Source organism: Brachybacterium sp. NBEC-018 (assembly GCF_024860185.1).
GTDB classification, from domain to species: Bacteria; Actinomycetota; Actinomycetes; order Actinomycetales; family Dermabacteraceae; genus Brachybacterium; species Brachybacterium rhamnosum.
Genome location: NZ_CP100650.1, coordinates 3310652 through 3332521, shown reverse-complemented (window position 1 = coordinate 3332521; position 21870 = coordinate 3310652). Strand labels below are relative to the sequence as shown.

The 21870-nt window shown below is 74.0% G+C and carries 23 protein-coding genes; 21 read left to right on the top strand and 2 right to left on the bottom strand.

Annotated features, from left to right (window positions below):
• The first annotated feature begins 16 nt into the window (after nucleotides 1-16).
• From NLU66_RS15135 to NLU66_RS15120, 4 genes are all read left to right on the top strand, one after another.
• Nucleotides 17-1381 (top strand): ammonium transporter, encoded by a 1365-nt coding sequence (locus NLU66_RS15135; RefSeq protein WP_259360442.1) that lies wholly within the window; start codon nucleotides 17-19, stop codon nucleotides 1379-1381.
• The gene (locus NLU66_RS15130) at nucleotides 1378-1716 is read left to right on the top strand and encodes a P-II family nitrogen regulator (RefSeq protein ID WP_137771304.1); all 339 of its coding nucleotides are present in this window, start codon (nucleotides 1378-1380) and stop codon (nucleotides 1714-1716) included. The genes NLU66_RS15135 and NLU66_RS15130 overlap by 4 nt, the downstream gene beginning before the upstream one ends.
• Nucleotides 1706-4051, top strand: a complete 2346-nt coding sequence (locus tag NLU66_RS15125; protein WP_259360441.1) for an HD domain-containing protein — start codon at nucleotides 1706-1708, stop codon at nucleotides 4049-4051. Before NLU66_RS15130 ends, NLU66_RS15125 begins: the two co-directional genes overlap by 11 nt.
• A gap of 110 nt (nucleotides 4052-4161) precedes the next feature.
• Complete coding sequence (locus tag NLU66_RS15120) at nucleotides 4162-4386, top strand: hypothetical protein (RefSeq protein WP_259360440.1); 225 nt, start codon at nucleotides 4162-4164, stop codon at nucleotides 4384-4386.
• A 21-nt stretch (nucleotides 4387-4407) separates the two neighbouring features.
• Here the strand turns inward: NLU66_RS15120 and NLU66_RS15115 are convergent, their stop codons facing one another.
• Both NLU66_RS15115 and NLU66_RS15110 read right to left on the bottom strand, forming a co-directional pair.
• Nucleotides 4408-5550 carry an NAD(P)/FAD-dependent oxidoreductase gene (locus NLU66_RS15115; protein ID WP_259360439.1) on the bottom strand — a complete coding sequence of 381 codons (1143 nt, stop codon included), beginning with the start codon at nucleotides 5548-5550 and terminating at the stop codon, nucleotides 4408-4410.
• Nucleotides 5551-5617: 67 nt separating this feature from the next.
• A complete protein-coding gene (locus NLU66_RS15110; protein WP_259360438.1) occupies nucleotides 5618-6562 on the bottom strand; it encodes a sigma-70 family RNA polymerase sigma factor in 945 nt (314 codons plus the stop codon).
• Nucleotides 6563-6710: 148 nt separating this feature from the next.
• Here NLU66_RS15110 and ffh point away from each other — a divergent pair, with 148 nt between their 5' ends.
• The 17 genes from ffh to NLU66_RS15025 all read left to right on the top strand — a co-directional run bounded on the left by ffh (nucleotide 6711) and on the right by NLU66_RS15025 (nucleotide 21816).
• Nucleotides 6711-8294 carry a signal recognition particle protein gene (gene ffh, locus NLU66_RS15105; RefSeq protein ID WP_259360437.1) on the top strand — a complete coding sequence of 528 codons (1584 nt, stop codon included), beginning with the start codon at nucleotides 6711-6713 and terminating at the stop codon, nucleotides 8292-8294.
• Between the two features lie 44 nt (nucleotides 8295-8338).
• Nucleotides 8339-9532 carry an amidohydrolase family protein gene (locus tag NLU66_RS15100; RefSeq protein ID WP_259360436.1) on the top strand — a complete coding sequence of 398 codons (1194 nt, stop codon included), beginning with the start codon at nucleotides 8339-8341 and terminating at the stop codon, nucleotides 9530-9532.
• A gap of 25 nt (nucleotides 9533-9557) precedes the next feature.
• Entirely contained in the window at nucleotides 9558-10877 is a 1320-nt protein-coding gene (locus tag NLU66_RS15095) for an Nramp family divalent metal transporter (protein ID WP_259360435.1), read from the top strand.
• A gap of 213 nt (nucleotides 10878-11090) precedes the next feature.
• Nucleotides 11091-11573 carry a 30S ribosomal protein S16 gene (gene rpsP, locus NLU66_RS15090; RefSeq protein ID WP_137771298.1) on the top strand — a complete coding sequence of 161 codons (483 nt, stop codon included), beginning with the start codon at nucleotides 11091-11093 and terminating at the stop codon, nucleotides 11571-11573.
• 1 nt (nucleotide 11574) lies between these two features.
• Complete coding sequence (locus NLU66_RS15085; protein ID WP_137771297.1) at nucleotides 11575-11817, top strand: RNA-binding protein; 243 nt, start codon at nucleotides 11575-11577, stop codon at nucleotides 11815-11817.
• A 97-nt stretch (nucleotides 11818-11914) separates the two neighbouring features.
• On the top strand, nucleotides 11915-12781 hold the full coding sequence (locus NLU66_RS15080) for a hypothetical protein (protein ID WP_259360434.1): 867 nt from the start codon (nucleotides 11915-11917) through the stop codon (nucleotides 12779-12781).
• Nucleotides 12778-13338, top strand: a complete 561-nt coding sequence (gene rimM, locus NLU66_RS15075) for a ribosome maturation factor RimM (RefSeq protein ID WP_259360433.1) — start codon at nucleotides 12778-12780, stop codon at nucleotides 13336-13338. The genes NLU66_RS15080 and rimM overlap by 4 nt, the downstream gene beginning before the upstream one ends.
• 3 nt (nucleotides 13339-13341) lie before the next feature.
• The gene (gene trmD, locus NLU66_RS15070; protein ID WP_259360432.1) at nucleotides 13342-14112 is read left to right on the top strand and encodes a tRNA (guanosine(37)-N1)-methyltransferase TrmD; all 771 of its coding nucleotides are present in this window, start codon (nucleotides 13342-13344) and stop codon (nucleotides 14110-14112) included.
• Between the two features lie 276 nt (nucleotides 14113-14388).
• A complete protein-coding gene (gene rplS, locus NLU66_RS15065; protein WP_103385149.1) occupies nucleotides 14389-14739 on the top strand; it encodes a 50S ribosomal protein L19 in 351 nt (116 codons plus the stop codon).
• A gap of 15 nt (nucleotides 14740-14754) precedes the next feature.
• Entirely contained in the window at nucleotides 14755-15339 is a 585-nt protein-coding gene (lepB, locus tag NLU66_RS15060) for a signal peptidase I (RefSeq protein ID WP_259360431.1), read from the top strand.
• A 78-nt stretch (nucleotides 15340-15417) separates the two neighbouring features.
• Nucleotides 15418-16188, top strand: coding sequence for a signal peptidase I (gene lepB, locus NLU66_RS15055; protein WP_259360430.1), 771 nt, complete (start codon nucleotides 15418-15420; stop codon nucleotides 16186-16188).
• Nucleotides 16185-17003, top strand: coding sequence for a ribonuclease HII (locus NLU66_RS15050; RefSeq protein ID WP_259360429.1), 819 nt, complete (start codon nucleotides 16185-16187; stop codon nucleotides 17001-17003). Before lepB (NLU66_RS15055) ends, NLU66_RS15050 begins: the two co-directional genes overlap by 4 nt.
• Complete coding sequence (locus tag NLU66_RS15045; protein WP_137771291.1) at nucleotides 17000-17302, top strand: DUF2469 domain-containing protein; 303 nt, start codon at nucleotides 17000-17002, stop codon at nucleotides 17300-17302. The genes NLU66_RS15050 and NLU66_RS15045 overlap by 4 nt, the downstream gene beginning before the upstream one ends.
• 93 nt (nucleotides 17303-17395) lie before the next feature.
• A complete protein-coding gene (locus tag NLU66_RS15040) occupies nucleotides 17396-17896 on the top strand; it encodes a YraN family protein (RefSeq protein WP_323374425.1) in 501 nt (166 codons plus the stop codon).
• Between the two features lies 1 nt (nucleotide 17897).
• Nucleotides 17898-19472 (top strand): YifB family Mg chelatase-like AAA ATPase, encoded by a 1575-nt coding sequence (locus tag NLU66_RS15035; RefSeq protein ID WP_259360428.1) that lies wholly within the window; start codon nucleotides 17898-17900, stop codon nucleotides 19470-19472.
• A complete protein-coding gene (gene dprA / locus NLU66_RS15030; protein ID WP_259360427.1) occupies nucleotides 19469-20653 on the top strand; it encodes a DNA-processing protein DprA in 1185 nt (394 codons plus the stop codon). Before NLU66_RS15035 ends, dprA begins: the two co-directional genes overlap by 4 nt.
• 146 nt (nucleotides 20654-20799) lie before the next feature.
• Nucleotides 20800-21816 (top strand): tyrosine recombinase XerC, encoded by a 1017-nt coding sequence (locus tag NLU66_RS15025; protein ID WP_259360426.1) that lies wholly within the window; start codon nucleotides 20800-20802, stop codon nucleotides 21814-21816.
• The last annotated feature ends 54 nt before the right edge of the window (nucleotides 21817-21870 follow it).

Here is a 21870-nt window from a genome sequence, read left to right as displayed (position 1 = left end):
ACACTCTGGAGCCGACATGGAGCCCTTCACCCTCGACACGGGGGCGACCGCGTGGATCCTCGTCAGTGCCGCCCTGGTGCTGCTGATGACCCCCGGTCTCTCCCTGTTCTACGGAGGCATGGTGCGTGCGCGCACCGTCCTCAACATGATGCTGATGTCCTTCGGGGCGATGGCCGTCGTCGCGATCGCCTGGGTCCTCGGCGGCTACTCGATCGCCTTCGGCAGCGACATCGGCGGGCTCCTCGGCAACCCGCTCGAGTTCCTCGGCCTCTCCGGCACCGACGAGCAGTCGATCCTCGCCGGGAGCGGCGTGCCCTTCCTCGTCGCCGCCGGGTTCCAGATGACCTTCGCGATCATCTCCACCGCGCTGATCTCCGGCGCGATCGCCGACCGCGTCAAGTTCGGCACCTGGATGGTCTTCGCGCTCGTGTGGGTGCTCGTCGTGTACGCACCCCTCGCGCACATGGTGTGGGGCGGCGGCCTGCTCGGCGCCGACGGCATCTTCGCCTCGATCGCGGAGCCCGTCGACTTCGCCGGCGGCACCGTGGTCCACATCAACGCCGGCATGGCGGGCCTCGTCCTCGCGATCGTCGTCGGCGCCCGCAAGGGCTTCGGCAAGGAGCCGATGAAGCCCCACAACCTGCCGCTGGTCATGCTCGGCGCCGCGCTGCTGTGGTTCGGCTGGTTCGGCTTCAACGCCGGCTCCGCCGGCACGGCCGACGCCACCGCGGGCCTCGCCTGGGTCAACACGACCGTCGCGACCGCGGGCGCCATGCTCGGCTGGGCGCTCATCGAGAAGATCCGCGACCGCCACGTGACGAGCCTCGGCATGGCCTCGGGCGTCGTCGCCGGCCTGGTCGCGATCACCCCGGCGGCCGCCGCGCTGAACCCGGTCACCTCGATCGTCCTGGGCCTCGTCGCCGGCATCGCCTGCGCCCTCGCCGTGGGCCTGAAGTACCGCTTCGGCATCGACGACTCGCTCGACGTCGTGGGCGTCCACCTCGTGGGCGGCCTCGTGGGCACCGTGCTCATCGGTGTCCTCGCCTCCGACGGCGGCCTGATCTTCGGCGGCGGCGTGAGCCTGCTGCTGGTGCAGATCCTCGTCGCGGCCTCCGCGCTCGTCTTCTCCGGCGTGCTCACCCTTGTGATCGCCCTGGCCCTGAAGTACACGATGGGCTGGAGGATCTCCGAGGCCGACGAGGCCGCCGGCATCGACATCACCCACCATGCGGAGTCCGGATACGATCTGGGCAGCTCGCTGATCACCCGGCGTGACCGCGTCGTCCCGGCGCCGGCGGCCCCCGCCGCGCCGACCAGCTCGGCGCCCACCTCGTCGACCACCGAGGACCCGCAGCCCGCCACCGCAGGAGACGCCCGATGAAGCTCATCACCGCCATCATCCAGCCGCACGCCCTGCAGGCGGTCACGGACTCCCTGCGCGAGTACGGGGTCAGCGGTCTGACCATCACGGAGGTCGCCGGATGGGGCCGCCAGGGCGGTCACACCGAGGTCTACCGCGGCGCGGAGTACACGATCGACACCATCCCGAAGGTGAAGGTCGAGGTGCTCGCCGATCCCGCCGACGAGAAGGACATCATCGACCTCGTCGTCGCCTCCTCCCGCACCGGCCGCATCGGCGACGGGAAGGTGTGGACCACCGAGGTCGGCACCGTCGTCCGTGTCCGCACCGGTGAGCGGGACGCGGATGCCCTCTGAGGAGCTCCCCGGCCGCCGGCTGACCCAGGTCCTCCACGCCGGCTTCGCGGATCCCACCGCCGGCCCCCAGCGCAGGCTCGATCAGGCGTCGCTCGTCGACTCCTGGCTGATCGAGCTCTGGCAGGGGGCCGGCGCCCCCGCGTCCGGCGCGGCGCTCGCGGCGATCGGCTCGCTGGGTCGGCGCGACCTGGGCCCCGGCAGCGACCTGGACCTCGTGCTCCTCGTGGACACCGAGGTGATGAGCGCCGAGGAGTCCGCCCGGCTCGCGAGCGCCCTGTGGTACCCGATCTGGGACTCCGGCACCTCCCTCGACCATGCGATGCGCAGTCCGCTCGAGTGCGAGCAGGTGGCCCGTGAGGACCTCCGCGCCGCGATCTCCCTGCTGGACCTGCGGCTCGTCGCGGGGCAGGCCGATCTCGTGGACGACGCCGCGCACCGCGTGCGCGGGCAGTGGCGGCGCGGTGCGCGACGCCGCATCGGTGAGCTCGTGGACCTCGCCCACGACCGCTCCGACCGGTACGGCCCCCTCGCCCACTCCACCGAGCCGAACCTCAAGTCCGATCGCGGCGGCCTGCGGGACGTGACCGTGATCCGCGCGATCGCGGAGAGCTGGCTCGCGGACCACGACCACGCGGTGGTCGACTCCGCCGCCCGGGTCCTGCTCGACGCGCGGGACGCGCTGCAGGCCGTCACCGGGAAGTCCGGGACGCGGCTGGGCCGCGCGGACCAGGACGCGGTCGCCGCGCTCACCGGCCACGCCACCGCGGACGACCACCTCGCGGTGCTCGCCGAGGCCGCCCGCGCGGTGAGCTGGGAGCTGCACCGCACGATCCGCGCCGCGGAGGCGGCCGTCGCCCCCGGCGGTTCCTCGACCCGCGGCCAGGGCTCCGAGCGCCGGCCCGCGATCACCCGCGTCGGCAACGGGGTGATCGTGCAGGCGGGGGAGATCTCCGTGGACCCGCGCGGCACCGACCCGCTGCGGGACCTCGCCGCGGTCCGTCACGCCGCGACCACGGGCCTGCCGCTCGCGGACGCGACCCTGGACCGCATCGCCCAGAGCCCGGAGCGTCCGCTCTCCGCCGCCCAGCGGGACGTGTTCGTCGACGCCCTCGCGGGGGAGCACATCGCCGACGTCTACGAGGCCCTCGACGTCAAGGGCATCTTCGAGCGCTGGGTGCCGGGCTGGCACGACGTGCGCAACCGCCCGCAGCGCTCCGCGGTGCACCGCTTCACCGTGGACCGCCACCAGATCGAGACGGTCAAGGAGGTCCAGCGCTTCCTGCCGAAGGTCGCCCGACCGGACCTCCTGCTCATCACCGCGCTCGTCCACGACCTCGGCAAGCGGGCCGACGCCCGCGACCACGCCGCCGAGGGCGCTCCGCTCGCGGAGGCCGCCGCCCGTCACCTCGGCTTCGACGAGACGGACACGCGCACCATCACGACCCTCGTGCGCGAGCACCTGACCCTCGTGGCGCTCGCGACGGGCCGCGACCTCGCCGACCCGGCGACGCTCCAGGACCTGCTGACGAAGATCCGCTTCGACCCGACGATCCTCGAGCTGCTCCGCGCGCTCACCGAGGCGGACGCCATCGCGGCCGGCCCCGCCGCCTGGTCCACCTGGCGCTCGACCCTCGTCGACCACCTCACGGACCTCGCCCGGGACGCCCTCACGGGCAGCTCTCCCGCCCCGCGCCTGCTGCTCACGCCGCAGCGATCGGTGCAGGAGGCCGTGCGCGCCTCCGTGGAGCGCAGCGGCAGCGCGCAGGTGCTGTACCCGGCGCCCACCGAGGACGAGCCGATCTCGCAGATCTGCCTGGGCGCGCCCGACGGCGCCGGCGTGTTCGCGGCCATGGCACGCGTGCTCGCCCGCCAGCGGATCGACGTGCGCAGCGCCGTCGTCGTCACGATGGACGGGATCGCGGTGAACACCTGGTGGGTCTCCGGCACCCAGGAGGACCTCCCGCACCCGACCGTGCTGCGCCAGGCGCTGGACCGGGAGCTCAAGCACCGCGACCGGGCGGACGCCCGCGTGCTCGAGCTGCCGCCCGCCCCGCCGCCCCGCACCACGGACGACACGCCCGTCGTCACCCTGCTGCCGGGCGCCTCGAGCGAGGCGACCGTCGTGCAGGTCAACGCCCGCAACCGTCCGAGCCTGCTCGCGGACGTCGCGGAGACGATCACGGTGCACCGCCTGCAGCTGCGCAGCGCGCACGTGATGACGCTCGGTCAGCGCGCGATCGACGTGCTCTACCTGACCGACGAGCGGGGGCGCGCGCTGGACGCGCCGACCGTCGGCCGCATCATCGCCGGCCTCATGGACGCCGCCGCGACCTGATCGGGCTCCCGTCCCCGGGGGTAGGGTGCCGGCCATACGGGCGGCGCCGCCCCGGGGACCGGGGCGGCGCCGCAGGGCACGGCACCGAGCGGGCCGGGGGAGGGGGCACCATGCAGGAGCAGGAGAGCCGGAGGCCACGGCTGCGGCGCGCGCCGTCGCTGCCCGAGGTGTTCCCGGGGCAGAACGAGCGAGCCGACGGCATCGAGATCGCCCACGAGTCCGGGGCGACGGAGCACCTCGGCCCGTCGGCGGATCCGTCGTTCCTGGACAGCGGGACGATCACGCTCACCCCGTCGGCGTCAGACGAGGGAGACGAGCCGGCCGAGCATCCCTGATCGCCTCAGGCCGGCGGCCGTTCAGCGGGAGGATCCCGTGGGCACCGAGTACCCGAAGGTCGGATGGGCGGCGCCCCACGCGGCGCTGCGGCACACGGACTCCTTCGTGAGGGCCGCCGCACGTCCCGTCAGCGCAGTGCGCCGCGGCGAGTCGTCGGCGTGCACCGGCTGGATCACGCCGTCGCGGCGGCCCAGGCTGATGCACTGCGTGACATAGGCGAAGGTCATCCGGCGTGCCCGGCGCCCCCGCAGCTCCGCCACGAGCGTCTCGGCCGCCTGCCACCCCATCGGCATCCCCGAGGCGCAGGACATGCGCAGCGGCGCCCCGCCGTTCCCCTCGGCGCGGGCCACGTCCCCCACGGCGAGCACCTCGGGATGGGAGAGGGAGCGCAGGGAGCGGTCCACGAGGACCCGGCCGTCGGCATGGGTGTCGAGGGCGCTCGCCGCCGCCAGCGGGCTCGGGACGAAGCCGCCCGACCACGCCACGAGATCCGCCGGGCGGCGACCCCCGCCCTCCAGGTGCACGCTCTCCTCGTCCATGCCCTCGACCCGCTCGTCCTCACGCAGCGCGATGCCGAGGCGAGCCAGGGCCCGGTGCAGATGGCGGACCGCCGGGGTCGAGAGCCCCGTGCCGAGGGGACGGGCCGTGTGGAGCGTGAGGCGCAGGTCGGGACGGGACTCGGCGATCTCGGTGGCGAGCTCGAGGCCGGTCAGCCCCGCCCCGACGACGCTCACCCGCCCTCCGGCCGGCAGCGCGGAGAGGTCGTCGCGCAGCCGCAGCGCCGAGGCCGTGTCGCCGACGGTGTGCGCGAGGGCGCCCGCGCCGCCCGGGACCGTGGCGGAGGAGCTGCCGAGTCCGAGCACGAGGGAGTCGTAAGGCAGGTCCGTGCCGTCGTCGAGCGAGACCTGCCGCGCCCCGACGTCCAGACCGTCCACCCGGGCGATCCGCAGGTCCAGCGGCGTGCCCGCGAACATCGCGTCGAGGGGGCGATGGCGCAGCTCGCGGCCGACGGCGCGCTCGTGCAGGCGCACCCGCTCGACGAAGTCCGGGGCGGCGTTGACGAGCGTGATCCGGGCCTCCGAGGGGCGGAGGCACCGGGCGAGGGAGCCGGCGGCGATGGCGCCGGCATAGCCGGCTCCGAGGACGAGGATGCGGTGCGTCATGGTCATCTCCTGGTGTCGGGGTCACCTCTTCGACCGGACAGGGCGCGCTTTCCTGACGTGATCCCGCTCACCACAGGTGCAGCAGGGGATCCTCGGGCGCGCGGTCGGACCAACCGCGGGAGAACCGCTCGAGCTTGCCCGGCGCCACCTGGATGCGCACCTCGCGCACGGCGTCACCCTCCAGCTCCAGGGCGATCACGCCCCACACGAGACCGTCGGTGACGACCACCAGCCCGGGGTCGCCGTCGATCCGGGCGAGGTGCACGTCCGCGCCGTCGGGCACGAGGCGCGACTTCGCGGCGCTCGGACGGAAGATCCCGCACAGGTAGGCGGCCACCGCCTCCCGGCCGAGGACCGGGCGGCGGGCCGCGGAGCGCTCGCCGCCGCCGTCCGCCCGGCTGACCGGGTCCTCGGCGAGCAGGGCGAGGAGCCGCTCCACGTCCCCGCTCACCGCCGCCCGCAGGAAGGACTCGACCACCCGGCGGGCGAGGGCGGGGTCCGAGGTGCCGCGGGCGCGCCGCGACCGCAGGTGCCCCCGGGCCCGCGCGAGCGCCTGCTGGCTGCCGGCCTCGCTCGTGCCGAGGGTTTCGGCGACCTCGGCATGGGAGTACCCGAAGGCCTCGCGCAGCACGAGGACCGCCCGCTCCTGCGGGGGCAGGTACTCGAGGAGGTCGAGGACCGCGTAGGAGACCGCGTCCCGCTGCTCGGCGAGCGCCTCCGGTCCGAGCAGGGGGTCGCCCGGCGGGAGCGGCTCGGGGAGCCACTGGCCCACGTACGACTTGCGGCGAACGCGCGCGGAGTCCAGCTGGTGCAGGCACAGGTTGACGACGACGCGGGTGAGCCATGCGGCGGGGCGCTCGATCGTGGTGCGCTCCGCCGCGTCCCATCGCAGGAAGGTCTCCTGGACGGCGTCCTCCGCCTCGCCCGCGGTGCCCAGCAGCCGGTACGCGACGGCGCCCAGGTGGGACCGGGCCCGTTCGAAGTGCTCGAGGTCCTGCGTCCCCATCGTCATGCGCACGATCCTAGGATCCGGTGCGCCCGGCGCGGCCCGGCGCGAGGGTGCTCCTGTGTCCCTCGACTCCGCGAGCACCGTGCGCCTCGGTCTCCCCGGGCATGGCCACTACACTGGGGCGGTCCACACGACCTAGGGGAAGCTCTTCGTGTTCAACAACCTCTCCGATCGCATCACCGCCAGCCTCAAGGGGCTGCGCGGTCACGGCCGTCTCACCGAGGCCGACGTCGACAAGACCGTCCGCGAGATCCGCCGCGCCCTGCTGGACGCCGACGTCGCCGTCCCGGTGGTGCGCGAGTTCACCGCCCGGGTGCGCGAGCGCGCGCTGGGCGAGGAGGTCTCCAAGGCCCTCAACCCGGCGCAGCAGGTCGTCAAGATCGTCAACGACGAGCTGGTGCAGATCCTCGGCGGCGCCACCGGTGAGCTCCACTTCGCCAAGAACCCGCCCACCGTGATCATGCTCGCGGGCCTCCAGGGCGCCGGCAAGACGACCCTCGCGGGCAAGCTCGCGCACTGGATGAAGTCCGAGGGCCACACGCCGATGCTCGTCGCGGCGGACCTCCAGCGACCCAACGCCGTCAACCAGCTGCAGATCGTCGGCGAGCGGGCCGGCGTGCCGGTCTTCGCGCCGGAGCCCGGCAACGGCGTGGGCAACCCCGTGCTCGTCGCCATGAACGGCGTCTCCACCGCCCAGTTCCAGCAGCACGACGTCGTCATCGTCGACACCGCGGGCCGCCTCGGCATCGACGAGGAGATGATGCAACAGGCGCGGGACATCCGCGACGCCGTCAACCCGCACGAGACCCTCTTCGTCGTCGACGCGATGATCGGCCAGGATGCTGCCCGCGTGGCCGAGGCGTTCCGCGACGGCGTCGGCTTCTCCGGTGTGGTCCTCTCCAAGCTCGACGGCGACGCCCGCGGCGGTGCGGCGCTCTCGATCACCGGGGTCACCGAGCGGCCGATCCTCTTCGCCTCCACCGGTGAGGGCCTCGAGGACTTCGAGCGCTTCCACCCGGACCGCATGGCGAACCGCATCCTCGACATGGGTGACGTGCTCACCCTCATCGAGCAGGCGGAGAAGAGCTTCGACCAGGCGGAGGCCGAGAAGGCCGCGAAGAAGCTCGCGAGCGGCGAGGACTTCACCCTCGACGACTTCCTGTCCCAGATGCAGCAGATCAAGAACATGGGCAGCATCAAGAAGATGCTGGGCATGCTGCCGAACATGGGCCAGTACCGCGAGGCGCTGGACAGCTTCGACGAGCGCGAGGTGGACCGCATCGAGGCGATGATCCGCTCGATGACCCCGGCGGAGCGCAACGACCCCAAGATCATCAACGGCTCGCGCCGCAACCGCATCGCCAAGGGCTCCGGCACCACCGTGCAGGCCGTCAACCAGCTCCTCGAGCGGTTCAAGCAGGCCCAGCAGATGATGCGCACAATGGGCAAGGGCATGGCCGGCGGCGGCATGCCGGGGATGCCCGGCGGTCCCGGCATGGGCATGGGCAAGAAGTCCCGCGGCAAGCAGCAGGCGCCCAAGCAGGGCAAGAAGGCCAAGTCGAAGAACCCGGCGAAGGCGGCCCGCGAGCAGGCCGAGGCCGCGAAGAAGGCGAAGTCCGGCGAGGGCCAGGGCGGATCCGCCTTCGGCGGCGGCGCACCGAGCGGTCAGGACGTGGCGGACTTCGATCCCAGCCAGCTCCCGCCGGAGATGCAGAAGCTGCTCGGCGGCCGCTGAGCCCGTCGGCGCCTCCGGGCGGCGGGAGTCGATAGCCTCGGGGCATGCGCACCGAAGCACGCTCCGCCCACGCCGCCCGTGAGGCCTTCTCCGCCGGGCTCCGCCCCGGCACGGAGAGCCCGTCCTATGCCCGGCAGGCCGCGGACCACGAGGTCCTGCACCTCACCGGACCGGTCCTGACCGGCCCCGAGCAGGAGATCAGCGGCGCCTGGGTGGTCGGCGGCAGGATCCACCACGAGCGGCCCGAGCTCCCCGCGGGGACGGCGATCCGGGAGATCGACGGCGTCGTCGTGCCCGGCCTCGCGGATCTCCACTGCCACATCGGCATCAGCGACGAGGGCACCGCGACGAGCCTCGACGCGGCCCGTGCGCAGGCCCGCACCGACCGCGACACCGGGGTGCTGCTGATCCGCGACGCCGGGTCGATCACCGACACCGCCCCCCTCCAGGGCGAGGGCGACCTCCCGCGGATCATCCGCGCCGGCCGGCACGTGGCCCGCACCCGCCGCTACCTCATCGGCTATGCCCACGAGGTGGACCCCGCGGACCTGCCCGCGACCGTCGCCGCGGAGGCGGAGCGCGGCGACGGCTGGGTGAAGCTCGTGGGGGACTGGATCGACCGCAGTGCCGGGGACCTGACGCCCACCTGGTCCGGGGAGGACTTCCGGGCCGCCGCCGAGGCCGCGCACGCCCACGGCGCCCGCATCACCACCCACACCTTCGACGAGGAGACGCTCCCGCTCGTCCTCGACGCCGGCTTCGACTGCCTCGAGCACGCCACCGGCCTCACGGCGGAGACGATCTCTCGCGCCGCCGCGGCCGGCGTCCCGGTCGTCACCACGCTCGTGAACGTCGACGAGTTCGAGACCTACGCGAGCCAGGGCGAGCGGAAGTTCCCCGCCTACGCCGCGCACATGCGACGCCTGCGCGCGGCCCGCCACGAGCGCACCCGCGACGCGCACGACGCCGGCGTGCAGCTGCTGACCGGCACCGACGCCGGGGGAGTGCTCGGCCACGGCATCATCCACGACGAGCTCGACGCGCTCGCCGCCTGCGGGCTGGACGCCACCGCGATCCTCGAGGCGGCCACCTGGGCGCCCCGCGCCTACCTGGGCGTGCCCGGCCTCGAGGACGGCGCCCCCGCGGACCTGCTCGTCCTGCCCGGCGACCCGCGCACCGACCACCGGGTGCTGCGCGAGCGCCGCCACGTCGTCCTCGCAGGTCGCGTCGTGGCCTGAGCCCGCGGCACGGTAGCGTGCAGGGATGCACTCCGACGACGCAGCGCACCCCAGCCCGCCCGGCGGCGGGACCGACACCGCGCCCCCGCCCCGCTGGAAGCTCATCGGCCCCGGTCTCGTGGTCGCCGCGACCGGGATCGGCGCGGGCGACCTCGTCGCGACCCTCGTCGCGGGCTCCCGCTACGGGTACGCCCTGCTGTGGGCGGCCGTCGCGGGCGTGATCATCAAGATCGTGCTCGTCGAGGGCGCGGGCCGCTGGACGCTCGCCACCGGGCACACGATCTTCGAGGGCTGGCGCCGCGTGGGCCGCTGGACCTCCTGGTACTTCGGGCCCTACATCATGATCTGGGGCTTCGTGTACGGGGCGACCGCCATGAGCGCCTCCGCCCTGCCGCTCGCGGCGCTGGTCCCGCAGCTGCCGGGTCTCGGGGACGTCGGATGGATCGCGGACATGCCCTTCATCGTCTATGCGATCCTCTCGGGCCTGATCGGCGCGGCGCTCGTCTGGATGGGCCGCTACCACCGGCTCGAGAAGCTCGTCGCGGTGCTCGTCGGCATCATGTTCCTCACCGTCGTCGGCGCCGCCGTCGTGACCCTGCCGAACATCCCGCAGATCATCGGCGGCCTCGTCCCGCGCATCCCCGACGGCGGACTGCTCTACACGCTCTCCATCGCGGGCGGCGTGGGTGGCACGATCACGCTCGCCGCCTACGGCTACTGGCTCTCCGAGAAGGGCTGGTCCACGCCCCGCTGGATGAAGGTCATGCGGATCGACAACGCCATGGCCTACGTCATCTCCGGCATCTTCGTCGTCGCCATGCTGATCGTGGGCGCTGAGCTGCTGTACTCCTCCGGCGTCGCGATCGACGAGGGCGACCGCGGCCTGCTCGACCTCTCCGACGTGCTCGCCGCGCGCTACGGCACCGTCTTCAGCTGGGTGTTCCTGCTGGGCTTCTGGGCCTCGTCGTTCTCCTCCGTGCTCGGCGTCTGGAACGGCGTCTCGATCATGTTCGCGGACTTCTGGGGCCACGTGCGCGGCAAGGAGGAGGGCCACCCGGACCGGCAGATCGGCGGGCGCTGCTACCGCTTCTACATCCTCTGGCTCACCTTCCCGCCGATGCTCCTGCTGCTGCTCGGCAAGCCGGTGCAGGTGATCATCGCCTACGGCGTGCTGGGCTCGTTCTTCATGCCCTTCCTCGCGATCACGCTGCTCGTGCTCATGAACTCCCGGCACATGCCCGCGGCCTGGCGCAACCGCCCGGTGGGCAACATCGTCCTCGGCGTCGTGACGCTGCTGTTCGTGGTGCTCGGCGTCAACCAGCTCGTCGATGCGATCGCCGGCTGACCGGCCGCGGGGGGAGCGGCGGAGCGCTGTGCCCCGCCGCACATCCCTCCCGGGTGGAACCGGTCGGGGGCGAGCTGGCATAATCACTCCCTGTATGCGCCGCGGCCGGCCCTCTACCCGTCGCGGCACAGCACCCCGAGCACCGTCAGCGCCCGCATACCCCACAGGCAGCGGCGGGACTCACCCGAACATCCTGAAGGAGAGTCCACACACGTGGCTGTCAAGATCCGTCTGAAGCGCATGGGCAAGATCCGTGCACCGTTCTACCGCGTCGTGGTGGCCGATTCGCGCAAGAAGCGCGACGGCGCCGTGATCGAGGAGATCGGCAAGTACCACCCCACCGAGAACCCCTCGTTCATCGAGATCCAGTCCGAGCGTGCGCTCTACTGGCTCGGCGTGGGCGCGCAGCCCACCGAGCAGGTCGCCGCGCTGCTGAAGATCACCGGCGACTGGCAGAAGTTCAAGGGTGAGGGCGACGCCGCCGGCACCCTGAAGACCGCCGAGGCGAAGAAGTCCGCCGAGGAGCTCATCGCCGAGGCCGACAAGGCCGCCTCCACGTCCCGTGAGGGCGCGAAGAAGGCCAAGGCCGAGGCGGAGGCCCCCGCGGCCGCCGACGAGGTCGAGGCCGGCTCCGAGGAGGCCCCCGCCGAGGGTGAGTCCACCGAGGACGCCGCGGCCGCCGCCGACGAGGCCTGAGATGAGCTCTCGCGCCGAAGCCCTCGACCATCTGGTCCGCGGGATCGTCGACAGCCCCGACGAGGTCCAGGTGACCGAGAAGTCGACCCGTCGCGGTCCGCTGCTCGAGGTGCGGGTCGGTCCCGCCGACCTCGGTCGCGTGATCGGGCGCTCGGGCCGCACCGCCCGGGCCCTGCGCACCGTCACGGCGGCGCTGTCGGACGATGACGTGCGTGTGGACATCGTCGACGTCGACCGGCGCTGAGGTGCCTCACCCCTCTCACGAGAGCGGCATGGTCGGGTTCGCCCGGCGATGCCGCTCTCGTGCGTTGCCCGGCCGGGGGGCCTCGGTCTCCCGGGCCGTGACGGGGACGCTCGCCGTCCTCACCGCGGCCGCGCTGGTCACCGGCTGCGACCCCGTCGGCGCGACCGGCGGCTCCGACGCGGGGGTCGGGAGCACCGGACCCTCCGCGGACCCGTCCCGCACCACCGCGTGCACGCGATTCTTCGGGGACGCCGACTACCACGAGGTCCCGGCCTGGCGCGTCCTCGAGGGCGCCGCCGTGATCGCCGGGACCGCGGGCACCGGCCCCTCCGACGGCGGCCCGTCCGACGGCAGTCCCGCGACCGCTGTCGCGAGCGAGGTCGAGACCTCCTTCGCCGATGCCCCGGAGGACACCCGTGAGGCCGCGAGCGACGTCGCGACCTGGCTGCGCACCGCTCCCGCCTCGGGGCAGCACGCCGACCTCGACACCTTCGCGGTCGCCTGGCAGGGCCTCGCCGAGTCCTGCACCCCTGACTCCACGGCGGCCACCTGGACCGCCGGTCACGGCCAGCAGGGCGCCAAGCCCGCGGCGCTCGTCTGCGCGGAGACCTTCACGGCCCCCAGCACGCTGAGCGTCTTCGCAGACCGCGACCAGGTCGTCCCGCACCTGACGGCGATCGCCGGCGCCTCCCCGCAGACCGTCCCCGCGAGCGCGGCGACCGAGGTCGCCGAGGCCTCCGACCTGCTCACCGCGCAGAGCGTCGCCGTGGACGATCCCGCGGTCGCCGCCGCGCTGCGCGAGGTGCGCACCCCGTTCCAGGACGCGCTGCAGGGCGACCTCGACTCGCCCGGCCTCCACGACCCCCTCACCGAGCTCGGCGCGGCCTGCACCGCAGCCGGCTACGACGTCCCCGACCCGCTCGCGGGCACGGACACCGACCCTTCCGACGGAGGAACCGCATGAGCACCCGAGAGGTCATCGTCGCGACCATCGCCCGCGCGCACGGACTGCGCGGGGAGGTGGGGCTGATCCTGCGCACCGACGTGCCCGAGGAGCGCATCGTCCCCGGCGCCGTCTTCACCGCGGCGACCGCGGGAGGGGAGCGCACGCTCACCGTGGCCTCGGTGCGCAGCCAGCAGGACCGCTGGTACGTGCGCTTCGACGAGGTCGCCGACCGCACCGACGCCGAGTCCCTGCGCGGCGTCGAGCTCCCGATGACCGTGGACGAGGAGGTCGAGGCGGAGGAGGACCCCGACGCCTGGTACCCCGATCAGCTGACGGGCCTCGCGGTGCGCCACGTGGACGGTCGCGAGCTCGGCACCGTGGTCGACGTCCAGCACTACCCGGCCCAGGACCTGCTCGTGGTGCGCACCCCTCAGCGCACCCGCGTGCAGCTGCCGCTCGTCGAGGAGCTCGTGCCGGAGGTGGACCTCGAGGCCGGCGTGGTGATCGCCGACCCCCCGGGCGGCCTCTTCGAGGAGCTGCCCGCCGACGCCGACGACGACGCCGGTCGGGGCTGAGCCGTGCGCATCGACGTCCTCACGCTCTTCCCGGAGTACCTCGCCCCGCTCGAGCTCTCGCTGATCGGCAAGGCCCGCCGCGAGGGGATCGTGGACCTCCATGTCCACCAGCTGCGGGACTTCACCCACGACCGCCACCGCACCGTGGACGACACGCCGCTCGGCGGCGGCGCCGGCATGGTCATGAAGCCCGAGCCGTGGGCGGAGGCCTTCGCGGCCGTGCACGCCGCGGGCCGCGCGGAGCTGGGCGAGCAGGCATGCCCCCTGGTCGTCTTCCCGAACCCGGCCGGTGCGCCCTTCGCGCAGGCCACCGCCCAGGAGTGGTCGGGACGGGACTGGATCGTCTTCGCCTGCGGGCGCTACGAGGGCATCGACGAGCGCGTCTACGAGCATCTCGCGGACGCCGGTGTCGAGGTGGCACTGGCGAGCCTCGGCGACTACGTCCTCAACGGCGGCGAGGTCGCCGTGCTCGCGATCACCGAGGCGATCGTGCGCCTGGTGCCGGGCGTCGTCGGCAACGCGGAGAGCCTCGTCGAGGAGTCCCACTCGGAGGGCCTGCTCGAGTACCCGCTGTACACCCGCCCGGCGTCCTGGACGGATCCCGACGGCACCGTGCGTGAGGCGCCGGAGATCCTGCTCTCGGGGGACCACGGCCGCATCGCCGCCTGGCGGCGCGAGCAGTCCCTCGCCCGCACCGCGCAGCGCCGGCCGGACCTGCTCGAGGCGTCCGAGCGGCGCGGTGACGCCGGGGCCGTGACCAAGCCGACACGGTGACCGACCGCTGACCAGCGTGATTGGCGGGCCCGACGCTTGCCGCGTCCCGTGTGCGCTGGCACAATGGGTCCTCGTGCGCGTCGCGCGCCCCCCTGCCTCAGGGGAGGGGCGCAGGAAGCGGCCGGGCAGGTCCGTGGCGATGGGAGTCGCCGCCAGAGGCCCAGCACACCGGCACGAGGGTCTGCCCTCGCCGGATCGACGGTTCATCACGGTCCCCCGTCCCGGGAGACCCGCGAACATGCTGTCCGACCTGAGGCGGAGGGCTGGAGAAGAACGATGCAGAAGCTCGACGAGCTCGACAAGGCGTCCCTGCGCGAGGACATCCCCGCGTTCCGCGCCGGTGACAACGTCAAGGTCCACGTGAAGGTCATCGAGGGCAACCGCTCCCGTGTCCAGGTCTTCCAGGGCTACGTCATCGGCCGCCAGGGCCACGGCGTGGGCGAGACCTTCCGGGTCCGCAAGATCTCCTTCGGCGTGGGCGTGGAGCGCGTGTTCCCCGTGCACGCCCCGACCATCGAGAAGATCGAGGTCGTCACCCGTGGCGACGTGCGCCGCGCGAAGCTGTACTACCTGCGCAAGCTCACCGGCAAGAAGGCCCGCATCAAGGAGAAGCGCGAGCACTCCTGAGCCACGGCTCTCCCGGTGACCGATCAGGTCCACGACGGACGGCGGCGATCCCACCTCACGGTGGCGGTCGCCGCCGTCCTCGTCGTTCTGCTCCTGCTCGGCGCCCTGCTGGTGCGTCAGTTCGTGGCCCAGCCGTTCACGGTGCCCTCGGCCTCGATGGAGCCCGCCCTGCAGCCCGGCGACCTGATCCTCACGGACCGCTCCGACCGCGGCACCGCCGAGCGCGGCCAGGTCGTGGTGTTCGACGGCTCCGGCTACTTCGGGACCGACGGCGCCGGGGCGAGCGGCCGCTTCTGGGTGAAGCGGGTGATCGCCGTGGGCGGCGATCGCGTCACCTGCTGCACGGACGCCGGGGCGATCACGGTGAACGGGGAGGCGCTCGAGGAGCCCTACCTCCCCGAGGGCACCGTCCCGAGCGAGATCCCCTTCGACCTCGAGGTGCCGGAGGGGCGCATGTTCGTGCTCGGAGACAACCGGGGCGATTCCACGGATTCACGGAACCTGCTCGGCGCGCCCGGCGGCGGGATGATCCCGGTCTCGCGGGTCGTGGGGAGCGTCGACGCGATCGCGTGGCCGCTCTCGCGCCGCGGCGCGCTCTGACCGGGGCGACCAGGCTCGGCGAGGCCCCTCGTCGTGGCGCGGCGGGGCCATGCAGGAACCGCGGCTAGGATCGCGGTGATGAACGAGCCCGATGAACCCCGCAGCGACGTGACCTCCCCGGAGGCGCACGGCGACGCCGAGCACTCCCACCGCGCCGGCGCCCCGCGGGCGGCCCGCGAGCGGCGACGGCTGCCGCTCTGGCTCGACATGGTCGTCACCATGGCGGTCGCGCTGGTCATCGCGGTGCTCGTGAAGACCTTCCTGATCCAGCCGTTCTACATCCCGTCCGAGTCGATGAGCCCCACGCTCGAGACGAACGACAAGATCCTCGTCTCCAAGCTCACCCCGGGGGTCTTCGACCTGCAGCGCGGCGACGTCGTGGTCTTCGCGGACCCGGGCAACTGGGTCGAGGGTGATGCGACGGAGGATCCCACCCCGCGGGTGCGCCTGATGATGCTGCTGAGCCTCGTGGGCCTCGCGCCGGATCCCTCCCAGGACCACCTCGTGAAGCGCCTCATCGGCCTCCCGGGTGATCATGTCGTCTGCGAGTCCGCGGACTCGCAGCTCGAGGTGAACGGCGTCGCCCTCGACGAGCCGTACATCAACCCGGCGACGAGCGCCTGCCAGGGCGCCTTCGACGTCACCGTCCCCGAGGGCAAGGTCTGGGTCATGGGGGACAACCGGCACGCCTCCGCCGATTCGGCGTACCACGAGATCCAGGGCGAGGACGGCTTCGTCCCCCTCGACGACGTCACCGGCACCGCCGAGGTCGTCTTCTGGCCCGCGAGCCGCTGGACGGGCCTGAACGACGGCCACGACGCCTTCGCCGACGTCCCCGACCAGCCGTGAGCCCGGCCGGACCGGCCGTCGTCCCCACCCTCGAGGTCGAGAGCGCCCTCGCCGCCGCCTGCGGCCCGGGGGAGCGGATCGTCGTCGGCATCGACGAGGTGGGCCGCGGCGCCCTCGCGGGCCCCGTGACCCTCGGCGCCTGCGCCGTGCGCGCGGTGGACGGCGAGATCGCCCCGCTGCCCGCGGGGGTCCGAGACTCCAAGCGCCTCTCCGCGCGCCGCCGCGAGGCGCTCGTGGAGCCGATCCGCGAGAGCGCCCTCGCCGTCGCGACCGGCTGGGCGAGCGCCGCGGAGATCGACGAGGCGGGCATCATGACGGCCCTCACCCGGGCGGCGCTGCGGGCGCTGGACGCCCTCGAGCTCCCGGACGGGGCACGGATCGACGCGATCCTGCTCGACGGCGACGCCGACGTGCTCACCCCCGCGCTCGCCTCCCGCGGCGGGCACGTCCCGCGGGTCGCGCTGCAGGTGAGCGCCGACCGCGACTGCGCGAGCGTCGCCGCGGCGAGCGTCGTCGCGAAGGTCGCGCGGGACGCCCACATGGTCGCGCTGGACGAGGAGCTGCCCGCCTACGGCTGGGCGGGGAACAAGGGCTACGGCTCCGCCGCCCACCGGGAGGCGATCGATGCCCTCGGCGCGAGCGACCACCACCGCCGCAGCTGGCGCCTGGGCTCCTCACCGGCGCCCACCGGGGCACCCGCCCCCGCTCCGGTCCGGGCGTCGACGCGCATCCAGGCTCCGGTGAGGCAGGCCCCTCTCACTGGCGTACTGTGGGACGACCCTGATCCCGGGACCGGCGTGGAGGAGCGAGAGTGAACAGTCAGGACCTCGAGAACTACGAGTCGGATCTCGAGCTTCAGCTCTTCCGGGAGTACCGCGACGTCGTCAGCCTCTTCACCTACGTGGTCGAGACGGAGCGCCGGTTCTACCTCGCCAACCAGGTGGACCTGCAGGTGCGCTCCGCGGGCGGCGAGGTTTTCTACGAGCTGCGCCTCGCGGACGTCTGGGTGTGGGACATCTACCGCTCCCACCGCTTCGTGCGGTCCGTGCGCGTGGTGACCTTCAAGGACGTGAACATCGAGGAGCTGTCCAAGCCGGACATCTCGCTGCCCTGACGCGGCAGTCGATCGTTCCTCCCCAACGGCCCTCCGTCCCCAGTCCGGGACCGGAGCGGGCGCGCGAGCCGGGCACCGCCCAGGCTGTCCCGCATGAACAGCGCCACCGCCGCCGGCGGACCCCGGACCGAGGCCCCCTCCCGCCCCACGGGGCGACCACCCACCGCCGCGCAGGGACCCGCTCCCGCCCCCGTCCCGCCGCCCCTGCCGCCGCGCCCTCCCCGCCCCCTGCGCTCCCTCTCCACGGCGGAGCTCGGCCGCCGCGGGGAGGACATCGCCGCTGAGCGTCTCGAGGCCGAGGGATGGCTCGTCGTGGAGCGGAACCTGCGCCTCGGCCGGCGCGGCGAGCTCGACATCATCGCCCTGGACGGGGACACCCTCGTCTTCGTCGAGGTGAAGACGCGCCGCAGCTTCGTCACCGGTGTCCCGCAGGCCGCGGTCACCCCGGACAAGCTCGCCCGGCTGCGCCGCCTGGTCGGCACCTATCTCATGGAGCGCTCGACCCCGCACCGCGACGTGCGCATCGACGTGATCGCCGTGCACGTGCACCTCGACGGCACGGTGCTCGTCGAGCACCTGCGGGCGGTCGGCTGAGATGGGCCAGGCGCGCACGCTCTCGGTCGCGCTCACGGGGCTCGAGGGGACGCTCGTCGAGATCGAGGCCGACGTCTCCCCGGGACTCCCCGCCTTCTCCCTCGTGGGACTGCCCGGGCCCTCGACCCTGCAGGCCCGTGAGCGGGTGCGGGCCGCCTCCGCGCGCAGCGGGATCCACCTCGCCCAGCGCCGGCTGACCGTCAACATGACCCCCGCCTGGATCCCCAAGCACGGATCGGGCTTCGACCTCGCGATCGCGATCGCCCTCGTCGCCGCGCAGGGCGACCTGCCCTCCCAGGGCATCGAGCGCACCGTCCACCTCGGCGAGCTGGGTCTCGACGGCCGGCTGCGGCCCGTCCCCGGTGTGCTCCCCGCGCTCGTCGCCGCCCGCGGCCTCGGGATCGACCGTGCCGTGGTGCCGCTGGAGAACCTCGCGGAGGCCCGGCTCGTGGACGGCATCTCGGTGGACGCCGCCGGGGACCTCGCGACGGTCCTGCACCGGTGGGGCGCCCGGGTCTCCCCGGGCCCCGACCCCGCGGACCGTCCGGGCGCGCGCGGGGGAGACGACGCCGGCCCCGATGACGGGGACGGGACGGACGCCGACGGCACCGGCCCCCGCTCCACCCTGGACTTCCGCGACGTGCTCGGGCAGGAGCAGGCCCGCTTCGCCGCCGAGGTCGCCGCCGCGGGCGGCCATCACCTGCTGCTCACCGGGCCGCCCGGCGCGGGGAAGACGATGATCGCCGCCCGGATCCCCGGGATCCTCCCCGACCTCGACACCGAGGACTCCCTCGCGGTCTCCGCCATCCACTCCGTCTGCGGGCGGTTCGACGCGCGCCTGGGGCTGCGACGGCGCCCGCCGTTCGAGAGCCCCCACCACACCGCCACGGCCGCCGCCGTGGTGGGCGGTGGATCGGGGATCGCGCTGCCCGGTGCGATCTCCCGCGCCCACGCCGGCGTGCTCCTGCTCGACGAGGCACCGGAGTTCCCCGCACGGGTGCTCGAGGCGCTGCGGGAGCCGCTCGAGACCGGCGACATCACGCTCCACCGCTCAGGCGGCACCGCCCGCTATCCCGCACGCTTCCAGCTCGTGCTCGCCGCGAACCCGTGCCCCTGCGGGATGTCATACGGCCACGGGGAGGCCTGCAGCTGCTCGCCGCTCCAGCGCCGCCGCTACCTCCACCGCCTCTCGGGCCCGATCATGGATCGCATCGACATGCGCCTCGACGTCCCACCCGTGGACGTGCACCGCCTGGACGGCGCGGCAGGGGAGTCCTCCGCCGAGATCGCGCTCCGGGTCGCCGCGGCCCGCGAGCGCCAGCGACGGCGCTTCGCCGGCCGACCCTGGCACCTGAACTGCCAGATCCCCGGGCCGGACCTGCGTCGGGACCTCGCCCCCGAGCCCTCCCAGTCCCGACTGCTCGACCACGCCCTCGCCCAGGGACGGCTCTCCCTGCGCGGCCACGACCGCGTGCTGCGCCTCGCCTGGACCCTTGCGGACCTCGCCGGCGCCGAGCGACCCGAGGCCGAGCACGTGGGCACCGCCCTCACCCTGCGTGACGAGGACCGACGATGAGCGCCCCCTCCCCGGACCTCCTGGCCCGCGTCACCTGGTCCCTCATCGCCGAGCCCCTCGACGAGGTCGCCCTCGCGCTGCGCCGGCACTGCGGGCCTGTCGACGCCCTCGCCCTGGCCCGCACCGGGACCGCCAGGGAGCTCCTGCGCCGCACCGGGACGGAGCCGATACCTGCGGCTGAGCGTGCGGCGACCGAGGCGCTCTCCCGCTGGCGGCACCGGCTGAGCTCCCTCGACGTCGGCGCGGTGCTCGCCGACGCCGGCCGGCGGCGTCTGCGGGTGCTCACCCCCGAGGCTCCCGACTGGCCCGGGCAGCGGCTCGCGGACCTCGAGCACGAGCAGCCGTCCTGCCTGTGGCTGCGCGGGGACGGAGACCTCGGCGAGCTGCTGGGACGCCCCGTCGCGGCGGTCGTCGGCTCCCGCGCCTCGACCCGCTACGGGGAGGACGTCGCGACGTCGTTCGCCGCCGGTCTCGCGGCGAGGGGCGCGGCCGTCCTCTCCGGCGGCGCCTACGGGATCGACGCCGCCGCGCACCGCGGAGCGCTCCATGCGACCGAGGGCGCGACGGCGGCGGTGCTCGCGGGCGGGCTGGACCGCCTGTACCCGCGGGGCAACAGCGATCTGCTCGAGCGGATCGCCGCGCGCCACGTGCTGATCTCCGAGGCGCCGCCGGGCACGGCCCCCACGCGCTGGCGGTTCCTCGCCCGCAACCGCCTCATCGCAGCGCTCGCGGACGCGACCGTGGTGGTCGAGGCATCCTGGCGCTCCGGGGCGCTCTCCACCGCCCGCCGGGCCGAATCCCTGCGCCGCGTGGTCGCGGCCGTGCCCGGCCCGGTCACCTCAGCGGCGAGCGCCGGCTGCCACCGGCTGCTGCGGGAGAGCGACGCGGTCCTCGTGACCGAGGTGCAGGACGTCCTCGAGCTGCTGCCCGGCGGGGACCCCGCGGGGGACGGCGGCTTCGCCGAGCAGGACGCGCTGGACCTGCTCGAACCCGCGGACCGCCGGGTCCTCGACGCGGTGCCTCCCCGCTCCTCCCTCGACCTGGCCGGCATCGTCCGCGAGGTCGCGCTCCCCGAGCCGCAGGTGGTCGGGGCGATCGCGAGGCTCGAGCTGATGGGCCACGTGGAGCACGCCGGGGAGCGGATCCGGCGTCCCCGGCCGGCACGACAGGGCAGAGGGTGAGGCCCGGCGCCGCCTCTGTCCCAGGATGCAGGCAGAGCCGGGGCGGCGCCGGGGCGCCGGCCGCGGCACGGGAAGGATGAGACGCCGGGGACGGCGCGAGGCCCGGGGCGCCGGCCCCGGCGCGGCACGTGAGGGACACTGGGGCCATGTCCGCCACCCGCGAGGAGCATCCCGAGGACCTCCGCGTCCTCGAGGCCTTCGTCGACCACCTCCAGCTCGAGCGAGGCCGTTCCGAGCACACCGTGCGCGCGTACCGGCGCGAGGCGGCGGATCTCCTCGCCCATCTGCGGGAGGTCGAGCGGATCGACGTCGCGGGCATCGACATCATGGCGCTGCGCTCGTGGCTCTCCGCCCGTGCGGAGACCGGTGCGAGCCCCTCGACGCTCGCCCGCTCCGCCGCCGCCGCACGCACCTTCTGCACCTGGCTCGCCGCCTCGGGGCGGACCCCGCACGACGTCGGATCCCGACTCCGCGCCCCGCAGCGGGGTCGGCACCTGCCGACGGTGCTCTCCGCCCAGCAGGCCGGGCACCTGCTCGAGGACGCCGAGGATCCGGAGCACGCCAGGAGCTCCGATGCTCACGAGCATCCGGGGTGTTCCGAGAGCACCGTGCCCGAGGGTTCCCCGGAGGCCCCGGACCCGACGGAGCAGGCGCTCGCGCTGCGCGACGCCGCGGTGCTCGAGCTCCTCTACTCCTCCGGGCTGCGCGTCTCGGAGCTCGTGGCACTGGACCGGCGCGGCATCGACCGGGACCGCGGCACGGTGCGCGTCCGCGGCAAGGGGGACAAGGAGCGGGTGGTGCCCGTCGGGCGGCCCGCGCTCGCGGCGATCGCCCTGTGGGAGCAGGAGGGCCGCCCAGTGCTCGCGGCCGGACCGGGCCGATCGGGGGAGGCGCTCTTCCTCGGTGCCCGGGGTGGAAGGCTCGGGGACCGCGCCGTGCGCACGATCGTGGACCGCTCCGCGAGGGCTGCCGGGATCGACAAGCGGATCAGCCCGCACACGCTCCGCCACAGCGCCGCGACCCATCTCGTGGAGGGCGGTGCGGACCTGCGCAGCGTCCAGGACTTCCTGGGCCACTCCTCCCTGCAGACCACACAGATCTATACGCACGTCAGCGCCGAGCGGCTCCGGCGTACCGTCGAGCAGGCTCACCCCCGGGCGTGATCCGGGGCCGATTTCGTGCCCCGAGCAGAGTGGGCGCCGGCCGCACGTGGGGAG